Below are 8,930 nucleotides of genomic sequence, written 5' to 3'. Positions count from 1 at the left end.
TGACCAGCTTGGTTTGAGCACTATCCAAGTAACTATCAGAGCCGCCATTATTTGAAGTTTTCTTCTGACTATCGGCATATTCATTTAAATGACGAACAATGCTGGATTGATGCTTTCGTAGGGCCTGAGAAATCATTATCGTTGACCAACCTTCATCCGATAATAGAATCGCTTTAATTCGGTCGCACTCCCGTTTATCACTGCACTTTTTATGGCGTGATTCTAACGCTAGCTTCTCTTGGCCGGTCAATGATATCTGCATTTCCTTAGTGTGATCTTTTAAAATTAAATTTCAATTTTTTTTTACAAATGAAAAGCATTATCAAAGATCACGGGTATATACTCCATTATCAAACATAAACCAGAAGCCCTTAATGATTGGGCAATGAACCTCAAACAACGTTATCCAAACCAAAAAATTGCAATTGTTTGTGAACTCAAAAAAGGCCCATTAATTTATGCATTAGCCAAATATGATCACCTCACCTTATTCACAATAAATCCTTCAACGGTGGCAAAATACCGTAAGGCATTTACCCCAAGTGGGGCAAAAGATGACCCTTCTGATGCATTGATACAAGTTGAAATTCTTACCTTGCACATGGATAAACTAACTGTGATCACACCTGAATCAGTCAAAATGCGATCACTAGCACAGCTAGTTGAGTACCGTCGAAGTTTAGTGCAAGACAGCGTAGATTTGTCAAATAAAATCACGGCAACATTAAAGAACTACTACCCTCAAGCACTTGAATGGTTTGGAGAAAAAGACACGATGATATTTTGTGACTTCATTCAAAAATGGCCCTCACTTGCTAAGGTAAAAAAGGCAAGAAAACAAACGTTATTAGACTTCTTCGATAGCCATAATTCACATTACTCAGAGGTGAATAACGCACGAATTATCAGCATTCAGAATGCAATGCCGTTAACTGAGGACAAAGGTATTATTGAACCTAACCAAATGCTAGTAGAGGTACTCATTGCTCAATTTAAAGTGTTGTTAAAAGGTATTGAAAAACTCGATAAAGCAATAAAAGCAACTTATAAAACACAACATGATAAAGTAATATTTGATAGCTTACCTGGTGCAGGCCCACAACTTGCACCACGATTATTAGTCGCATTTGGTAGTGATAGAGAGCGTTATCAAAATGCTTGTGAACTACAACAATATGCGGGTATTGCCCCAGTCATTGAGCGTAGTGGGAAGAAGATGTGGACACATTGGCGTTATAGTTGCCCGACATTTTTAAGACAAACATTTGTTGAATGGGCTGGATTTTCTGTCCGATATTCGTTTTGGGCAAAGGCTTATTATGAGCAACAAAAAAGCAAAGGAAAACCACATAACAGCATAATAAGATCGTTAGCGTTCAAGTGGATCAGGATAGTTTTTAAGTGTTGGAAAACCAATACTCCGTACGATGAATCAAGATATTTAGAGGCGCTTAAACGAAGGAATTCACCGCTATTAAAATTTGCAATAAAAAGCTAATTTTTACTAGCGGTCCACCTCAGGGCGTGTTGTTAGCTTTCCTTTGCTTACGATTTATGAAGTACATCCGTAAATCGCTAAGCTTGGTTAAAAGTTTACCCATAACAAAATAGGTAAACCAACTATATTTTTTTGCTTCAAAAGTTTTATTAAACCCTGAACCATAAGATTTACTAAGTAATTCTTTACCGTCTAAAACCTCAACATTTACACAATTTAGCTTATCATTGATTGCTTGCTCAGTTAAGAATTCTTCAAGATTCGCTTTAGACGACAATGAATCTCGAGTTAATCTAAACTTTTGAAATCTTGGATAATTATAATCTTCGGAATAAACAGGAATGGTTTTAGTGTACCCATCTTCTGTTGATAATTTTACTAAGTAAGAAAAACCAGCCCCATAGAAGCCATTTTTAGTATTTGAGCGCATAGGTTGAATTGGTGCTGTGTAATGATTATCGAAGAAATCAGCAATAGGATCCCATCTTTTAATCCACTCTTTTACAATATACTTTCCGTGTGATGTTGATAGAACCAAGCAAGTTTTAACTTCTTTTGAACTAAGTAGTTTATTCATTTTTATTCGGTTCATATTTACACAGTAATAATCAACAGGCTCTAAAATCTGAGTAAACGACTCATAAGGTTTTAAAATTTTTGGCTCATCTTCAAAATCAGACAACTCAATATAATAGTTATGACCTACACGCAGGAATACCTTGAATATAATTACGGGTCTATCTTTGAAGTTTTCAACAGTAAAATTACTTACATATTGGTCTTCTGCGTAAGCACTTGAACTAATACAAAATTGACCTTTTACGTTAATCCCAGACTTTCGCAAATAATTTCGAATGACGAAAGACAGTGCAACTAATGAAACGGCTAATGCAATATAAGGCACGATGGGCAATTCAATCTCCATGGAAAGCTAACGCCGCGTTAAGGCGTGACGATACGTTTGCCATAATCTTGACCGAAGCGAAACCGGCAAACGTTGAGGAATCTCTCTTAAACGCTTTGTTAGCTTTGTACTCCCAGCTCATGCATTAGCTTCTTTCTACACTTTTCAACAGACTCAATGGCTGACGAATAACCCGGAACTGCAGATTCTAAAATAGCTTCGTCAGGATCACTGCCGAGAGCAAGTTCCATACTAGATAGCATGCTTAAGGATTGAGATAAGTCTGACAAAGCTTGCTTTGCTGCTGAAGTAAGGTAAAGGCCGTGAACCATTTTAACTTTATCTATAGCGACACGATAATAATGAAAATGTCGATTGTCGGCTAAAGTGTCGACATTACTCCAAACGTAATGTTCATTTGGTGATCGTTCAGCGAGTTGCTTCCAGCTGTATAAATGAATTTCTACGAGTAACTCATCAATTGCGGTCAGAGCGTCCAAACTTTTAGATTGAAATGACTGACGAAGAGCTCCTTTCACATCCAGTTCTGTTTTGATCTTTTCTAGTTCAACGGCATGTTGACGTTTAATAGATTCTACTTGGTCTGTAATCTGCCCAATATCTTCTTTTGTCGCTAAGTTTTTCGCTTTTTCAGACAAATACTTGGGAAAGTAGTTTTTAACAACCAAGCCTCCGATGGATATAGAAATCACCACAGCAATATTTAAGATTAATACTAAATCTTCCAATAGACCTCCAAAAAGCTAACGCCCTGTTAACAGGCTAAATATAGTTGGCTAAAATATGCGACGAAGGAGCATGAGCCAACTGTATTTAGTCCTTGTTTAACAGCTTGTTAGGGCTTTTTTAGGATTACTCATATCTATAAAGCTTGAGCTAGTTGACTTAAAATCAGGTAGGTTGTCATACATGCTTTCTGTAATTTTCGGCAATTTATCCAAATAGGGGGTAGTACGACGGTTGCTAACAACTTTCGCTCTATTTGTTAATTCAGATTTTGAGTTTGCCGCTAATTTTTTCATTTCTCTAAGAACTCAACTATTTTTTTGTCTTCTATGTCAGCTAAACAGAATTCTTTGACTCGTCTTGTAGCTGAATTTACACCATGTTTATAGGCTTTTGAAGTTCTCTTTTCACATACTTCAATCATTTTGATTGTCCCCTCAATTTCTTGTCGCCATATTCTTTTGTTTTTATCTAGAATATACTCCCAGTCTAGGATAGAACCATCAATATCTGCAAGTCCGTTTACAATCTCTACAGGTGAGCCATAACGATCCCCCGGATTAGGCTTTAAACATTTATTTATCACTGTTTTTAACTTTTTAGGAATATGCAAAGGATATGCCTTTCTATCTGGGAAGTTACCAGCTCTTACATCACCACCAAGCTCTGGCCATGTTTTATACTTGCTAAACTGGCGGTCAAACTCTTTGTCTCCAACACACATACGATACATAGTTAAACCCGCTTGATAAATATCAAATCTATTGTCAAAAATATATTGAGTATTACCGAAGTATTCTGGAGGGAATTGCTTTCCATATAGCATTGGCTGTTTTGCTAGGCCGTTTCTGTCCATTGGTTTTGATTGACCAAAATCAGCTAATAAGGCTTCATTTCTATCAGAAATAAGAACATTATCAGGTTTTATGTCAAAATGAATCAATCCCTTTGAATGTACATTATGTAAGCCGTTTAAGAAATGAGTTGAGTATCTAATGATCTCTCTAACAGTAAGGCTTTTTTGTGCCATCCTCTTTTTAAGAGAACCATTACGATAAAAAGGCGAAGCCACATAAACTTTTTTGTCATCTTCACATGCATAGCAAACTTGAACAATATTCGGGTGCGTACTTTTATACAGCGCCTGTGCTTCTTCGAAGTAATCTTTAGAAGAAAAACCATGTTTTATTTCTATTTCTTTAATGACTATTTCTGCATCTAAATTTTGATCGTGGGCTCGGTATACTTTTGAGTTTTTACCTTCATGCCCAATTTCTTCTAACTTTTTAAATGATACTTGAGCTTTTTGATATGCAAACATTAAGCTAGTGCCCCCATCGCTGTCAAAACGGATTCTCGTGCCGGCCTAGTTCGACAAGCATCCCAATTGTCGATCAATTCAAACTCCTTATCTCCTTTAAATACGGACTCTAATTCTTTACCTGTCATATTTAATTTAGAGGCGATTGAATTTTTTCTACCAACAAAATATTGTTCAACATTGCTACTGGAAAATGCTTCTTGAATAACACCTTCAATGTGCAATCTTGTTACATCTAAGTTTTGTGCATTACTCTCCGCAACCCTAATTCCTGCAATTGAAATATTATATTCTCGCAATATATCTAAGACACAATTTCGAATATATTTTAATTTCTCAGGAAAATCTAATGCTGCTGGAATTTTAATAAGCTCAATATTGATTATTTTGTAGTTTTCATTTTCAGTGCTAATAACTGAAAATGTTGTTTTTTTAGGTTCTACTCTGATTCCTAAAATATTCATAAGATCCCTTTGAGTGGACGGAGAGCCCTAACAGTTTATTAAACCGAAAAATTCCATATTTTTGGTAGAAATACGGAATATATTAATTTGTCAAAATTAACATAACAATACATTTATGGTACATAAAATCAAACAATTAAGATGCTTAATCAAATATTTGTCATGTGGAAAGATGGAAAAAGTCCAAATTAACAGTGGAAACGTGGAAAATCGACTAGACTGTATATAAAAACATATAAAATTTTAAAGGAGAGAAATAGATGAAGTCTCCATTTTTAAATGCTGTAGCAGAAAGCATGCGTGTTAAATTCTATGCTGAAAAATCTATTAAGGCTTATTTGTATTGGATAAAATTTTATATTTACTTTAACAATAAAATGCATCCCTTTAAATGTCATGATCATGAAGTAGAGTCCTTCCTTTCATACCTTGCCAACACGAAAAGAGTAGCTCCTCCTTTTTATTCTAAATAATGTCAAGCATTAGCACTGAATGCATTAGTGTATTTGTATCGCGAATTTTTAGATAAACCATTAACATTAAAGCTCAACTTTAAAAGGACTGTATACGTAACTGAATTAAATCGCCTCCTTGTGTAACTTCAGAGAATAGTAATTTAGTAATAATGAAAAAAAACGCGATGAAGGGGGTACAGTAATACTCTACCGTTGCATCAAACAATGTTTAATTAGTTGTTCTCTAACGGACTGACGTTGACCTAATAAAAGAAAAGCCGTGATCATCTTTTTTCCTGCGTGTTCCTCGACTTCATATAGTAATCTATAGCCGTTTATATTTGCCTCTCGTACACTTGAGATACCTGCCACATCGAAAAGGCTGGATGATACAGGATATATAAACGGGTTGTCGCTTATTGCATTTTCAAAAGTATTGATTGTATCTTCTATTTTTTCTAAAACACTTACCTCGCTATTCCAGGGCATAAAATGTGTTATAGCCAGATCTGTAGAGTTAATAAATGTTTGGGTATATTCAATACTTACTTTACTTACTGTGGTCATTATTATTTAACTCCGTTAAGGATGATTTACGTTGTGCTAACCGTTCCTTAAAAGAGCTGGATGACATTACTCGTCCTGCTTGTTTATCGTTTTTTGCAAAGCTAACAAGTTTTAATAGGGCAATAGCCTCTTCACGCTCTTCTCTATCCTGAATAGATTCGATAACATAAGCTGGTTTACCATTCTGAGTAATAATCAACGGCTCTTCCAATGGAAGATTCGCTGCATTTTTTTTTAAAAAACTTATTGTTTCTACATGCATAACTATTCTCCTTTTAAATAAGAAATGTATTCACGTTAGTTATCACCGCACATACATTCCATAGAAGCCAATCTGAAATAAATCACATCGACATAGTATTTTACCATCAAAAACAAAAAAACCAAATATAGACTAAATTTAGACTTTCGTATGTTTACTGTATTTTTATTCTGAGGCGATAAAAAATCATCGATTACGAAGTCGTAGTATAAGTATAAGTATTTACTATAACGCTCATTCTCTTTTCCATATATAAAAGAAAAACAGGCTTCAATAACATCTATAAATGTTAAAAGGTAAGGAGGTTGGGAATTTAAGTAGTAATTATAACTAGATTATCTCGGTACGCCTTTTAGCCTAAAATTAAAAATGGTACGCCTATAGTCCACCTCTACCACCAGAAAGCAAGCAACGCTCTAAGAATCAGTCCAATCAAGCATAGGGGCAATGGAAAAGCGGTTTGTCTTGTAAATACAGTTAGTTACAGATTTCATATATTTTAAATTTCTCGTTAATCTTTCTTATTTCAGTTTTTAATCGCTTTGAATCGCGATGAACCACTTTGAGTCGCAATAAGTGAATACCCCTTGTAAGCATTGTATAATGTAACTCATTTTTAAAATCTAATCGATTTTTAGATCTCTCCGAATGGGACTGCGAATTTTTGGAACTTTTTACTCAGAATCAAATTTAACTAACTGTTTATGAACTCTCAACATAGACTTAGTTAATTCAGTCATCGAAGGGACGTAGTCTCCTACAACCATTGCTTTAAACTCACCATTGTATGTTTTTTCAAGAGCAGGCCAAATATCAGGCAGGCTTGAGAATACACATGCATCGGATAATGGGCTATCTAACCAAGTCGTGTCGCCTAGAACCTCTTTATCACTTGCTACAACCTTAGTAATCATATCTATAAATTTATCCGACTCTAAAAAATCACAGGTAAATTTATCTGTGACTAGATAATGGATGTCATATATATGCCTAATCTTTTGAGTGATTTGATTGAGATGGTCATCTCCGTGAGATGCTTTAACTAGCCCCATAATCTTTTCACAAAGGGTACGTGAAGTACATAACACATTCATTTCAAATTCTTCAAGCTCATATTCTTTAACAGCATTTTCAAATCCGCTTTTTAAAAAATATTCTGCAACATACGACAACATGCCTATTTTCTTATATGGCTCAGGATCTGCAAACGCATTAACTTCTAACAATAAGCTATCGGTAATTTGCCCTTCAACAGGAGTAGAGCTATCAATTCTTGGATATTGGAATCGCATTTTTCTGAATTTTGAGCCTTTCGAAGTATCAGGAGACTCAATTTCTTCATATATAGTATCAATAAGTTTTGTGGTTTTTTTTAGTTTTGTTTTTACCTGATTACCATTTAGTCCATCTGTTAACACCGCTATGTCTATATCTTCTGAGAATCGAGAGATTAAGTTATACGCCTTACTTAAAGACGTCCCCCCTTTAAATACTATCTCATCCCCAATATTCGATAAAGCGAGGGTCTTTAGAGCGAATGTAACCCAATAATCTTTTTCTACATACTCAACAGGTAGTGAAAGGCTATTAGCTGTTGCTCGAATTGCCTCTTCAAGTGCACCTTCATCTTTATGTAATAACACAACTATTCCTTTTCTTATTTACTTGATGCTAATCGCCAATTCTTTTCTGCATTTTTCCATTTGTTAGCACAATTAAAGACATACTTAGACGTTGGATTTAACGAACTTTTCAATTCTTCACTAAAATAATTCATGTATGTTTCTAAGAAAGAGCCAAGTAAAGCCTTAGTTCTTTCTGAATAAGCCTCTACAGCTATTTTTTCCATTACAGATATTTTTTCAGGTGAAAAGCCTTTTAGTCGAACGGCTAATTTTGTCGATACTGCTTGTGTTTCTGCATCAGGAATGCGATCTATATTTTTCAGAATGTCTAAGAATTGTAATACCTGAGTATTGTTCTTAGTCACTTTATAACGTGCAGGCGTAGTCGTTATCCTAAGCCCAGATAGGTTTGCTTTTTCACGTTTTTTTGTAGAAGTTGCAATCGTAACCTCTGCTGGTATCTGTGTAGTCAACCCCCAACGATAATATAATGCGGGGCCCGTTACATAACCAACAGTCTTTCTTTTACGTGAAGTAAAATATTCAATAACATCATTGCTTTTCGGGGCCATAGGGCCAAATCGACCAATTTCAGATTTGTAAAAGAGACCTTTCTTAATCTTTACTAAGCCTAACTTTTTTGCATTTCGGCTAATCGCTTTTACAACTGCATCACCGTGCTCAGAATAACTCGGGATATCCTGATAAGAAAATAGCTTGCCTGATCGCATGCGCTCTATTTGCTGACTTACTGACTGTGTAATGTTCATTTTGACTTCTCCATATGTTTTATATTGTATGTCTTCATACCAACAAATGTCCAGTTTTTTACAAATAGTTCCTGACATTTTTATTTGCATATAAGAGGTTTAATGAACAGTTTTTTAATTTTTTAATAATTAGTTAGTTAGTGGCGACTCTAAGTCACCATGGGGACGGAAGCGAGATAGTTTATTACGTTCGGTATTGGGAGAAAGTGGGTGTAATTAAAAGGCTCTGTTCCTGTTAATTGTTGTCTATACTTATAAGTGATCATAACGTATTAAAGGTAAAGACTATGAATACTAAATCGTTCGTTCAAAACCTT

Annotated in this window: 11 protein-coding genes and 1 pseudogene; 2 read left to right on the top strand and 10 right to left on the bottom strand. The window is 35.1% G+C overall.

Annotated features, from left to right (window positions below; all coding sequences use genetic code 11):
* Nucleotides 1–262, bottom strand: a 262-nt coding sequence (locus tag H592_RS24140; RefSeq protein WP_028870513.1) for a helix-turn-helix domain-containing protein, incomplete at its 3' end; no start/stop codon positions are given.
* A 78-nt stretch (nucleotides 263–340) separates the two neighbouring features.
* Between H592_RS24140 and H592_RS0121125 the strand changes: the two are divergent.
* Nucleotides 341–1,498: pseudogene (locus H592_RS0121125) on the top strand (IS110 family transposase); the annotation flags it as partial.
* A 19-nt stretch (nucleotides 1,499–1,517) separates the two neighbouring features.
* On the opposite strand, the gene H592_RS0121120 reads toward H592_RS0121125, so the two are convergent.
* The 5 genes from H592_RS0121120 to H592_RS0121100 all read right to left on the bottom strand — a co-directional run bounded on the left by H592_RS0121120 (nucleotide 1,518) and on the right by H592_RS0121100 (nucleotide 4,934).
* Nucleotides 1,518–2,411, bottom strand: a complete 894-nt coding sequence (locus H592_RS0121120) for a hypothetical protein (RefSeq protein WP_156916174.1) — start codon at nucleotides 2,409–2,411, stop codon at nucleotides 1,518–1,520.
* 110 nt (nucleotides 2,412–2,521) lie between these two features.
* Nucleotides 2,522–3,151, bottom strand: a complete 630-nt coding sequence (locus H592_RS23470; RefSeq protein ID WP_028870510.1) for a hypothetical protein — start codon at nucleotides 3,149–3,151, stop codon at nucleotides 2,522–2,524.
* A 96-nt stretch (nucleotides 3,152–3,247) separates the two neighbouring features.
* On the bottom strand, nucleotides 3,248–3,445 hold the full coding sequence (locus tag H592_RS0121110) for a hypothetical protein (protein ID WP_028870509.1): 198 nt from the start codon (nucleotides 3,443–3,445) through the stop codon (nucleotides 3,248–3,250).
* A complete protein-coding gene (locus H592_RS0121105; protein WP_028870508.1) occupies nucleotides 3,442–4,470 on the bottom strand; it encodes a serine/threonine-protein kinase in 1,029 nt (342 codons plus the stop codon). Before H592_RS0121105 ends, H592_RS0121110 begins: the two co-directional genes overlap by 4 nt.
* Nucleotides 4,470–4,934: a hypothetical protein gene (locus H592_RS0121100; protein ID WP_028870507.1), complete on the bottom strand. Its 465-nt coding sequence runs from the start codon at nucleotides 4,932–4,934 to the stop codon at nucleotides 4,470–4,472. Before H592_RS0121100 ends, H592_RS0121105 begins: the two co-directional genes overlap by 1 nt.
* A gap of 260 nt (nucleotides 4,935–5,194) precedes the next feature.
* On the opposite strand from H592_RS0121100, the gene H592_RS23800 reads away from it, so the two are divergent.
* Entirely contained in the window at nucleotides 5,195–5,407 is a 213-nt protein-coding gene (locus H592_RS23800; protein WP_028870506.1) for a site-specific integrase, read from the top strand.
* 189 nt (nucleotides 5,408–5,596) lie between these two features.
* Here H592_RS23800 and H592_RS0121090 read toward each other — a convergent pair whose 3' ends face one another.
* The 4 genes from H592_RS0121090 to H592_RS0121075 all read right to left on the bottom strand — a co-directional run bounded on the left by H592_RS0121090 (nucleotide 5,597) and on the right by H592_RS0121075 (nucleotide 8,613).
* Nucleotides 5,597–5,956 carry a type II toxin-antitoxin system RelE/ParE family toxin gene (locus H592_RS0121090; protein ID WP_037072490.1) on the bottom strand — a complete coding sequence of 120 codons (360 nt, stop codon included), beginning with the start codon at nucleotides 5,954–5,956 and terminating at the stop codon, nucleotides 5,597–5,599.
* Nucleotides 5,940–6,218, bottom strand: a complete 279-nt coding sequence (locus tag H592_RS0121085; protein ID WP_028870504.1) for a type II toxin-antitoxin system prevent-host-death family antitoxin — start codon at nucleotides 6,216–6,218, stop codon at nucleotides 5,940–5,942. Before H592_RS0121085 ends, H592_RS0121090 begins: the two co-directional genes overlap by 17 nt.
* Nucleotides 6,219–6,892: 674 nt before the next feature.
* Nucleotides 6,893–7,861, bottom strand: a complete 969-nt coding sequence (locus H592_RS0121080) for a nucleotidyl transferase AbiEii/AbiGii toxin family protein (protein ID WP_028870503.1) — start codon at nucleotides 7,859–7,861, stop codon at nucleotides 6,893–6,895.
* A gap of 14 nt (nucleotides 7,862–7,875) precedes the next feature.
* Complete coding sequence (locus tag H592_RS0121075) at nucleotides 7,876–8,613, bottom strand: DUF6088 family protein (protein ID WP_028870502.1); 738 nt, start codon at nucleotides 8,611–8,613, stop codon at nucleotides 7,876–7,878.
* Between the last annotated feature and the right edge of the window lie 317 nt (nucleotides 8,614–8,930).

Origin of the sequence: Psychromonas arctica DSM 14288, assembly GCF_000482725.1 — a bacterium.
GTDB lineage: Bacteria > Pseudomonadota > Gammaproteobacteria > Enterobacterales > Psychromonadaceae > Psychromonas > Psychromonas arctica.
The sequence above is the reverse complement of the archived record's forward strand: the minus strand, read 5'-3'. Positions and strand labels throughout refer to the sequence as shown.

Coding starts and splice junctions, on each gene's coding strand:
- H592_RS0121110 (WP_028870509.1), bottom strand. CDS start 3,445: ATGAAAAAATTAGCGGCAAACTCAAAATCTGAATTAACAAATAGAGCG.
- H592_RS0121105 (WP_028870508.1), bottom strand. CDS start 4,470: ATGTTTGCATATCAAAAAGCTCAAGTATCATTTAAAAAGTTAGAAGAA.
- H592_RS0121100 (WP_028870507.1), bottom strand. CDS start 4,934: ATGAATATTTTAGGAATCAGAGTAGAACCTAAAAAAACAACATTTTCA.
- H592_RS23800 (WP_028870506.1), top strand. CDS start 5,195: ATGAAGTCTCCATTTTTAAATGCTGTAGCAGAAAGCATGCGTGTTAAA.
- H592_RS0121090 (WP_037072490.1), bottom strand. CDS start 5,956: ATGACCACAGTAAGTAAAGTAAGTATTGAATATACCCAAACATTTATT.
- H592_RS0121085 (WP_028870504.1), bottom strand. CDS start 6,218: ATGCATGTAGAAACAATAAGTTTTTTAAAAAAAAATGCAGCGAATCTT.
- H592_RS0121075 (WP_028870502.1), bottom strand. CDS start 8,613: ATGAACATTACACAGTCAGTAAGTCAGCAAATAGAGCGCATGCGATCA.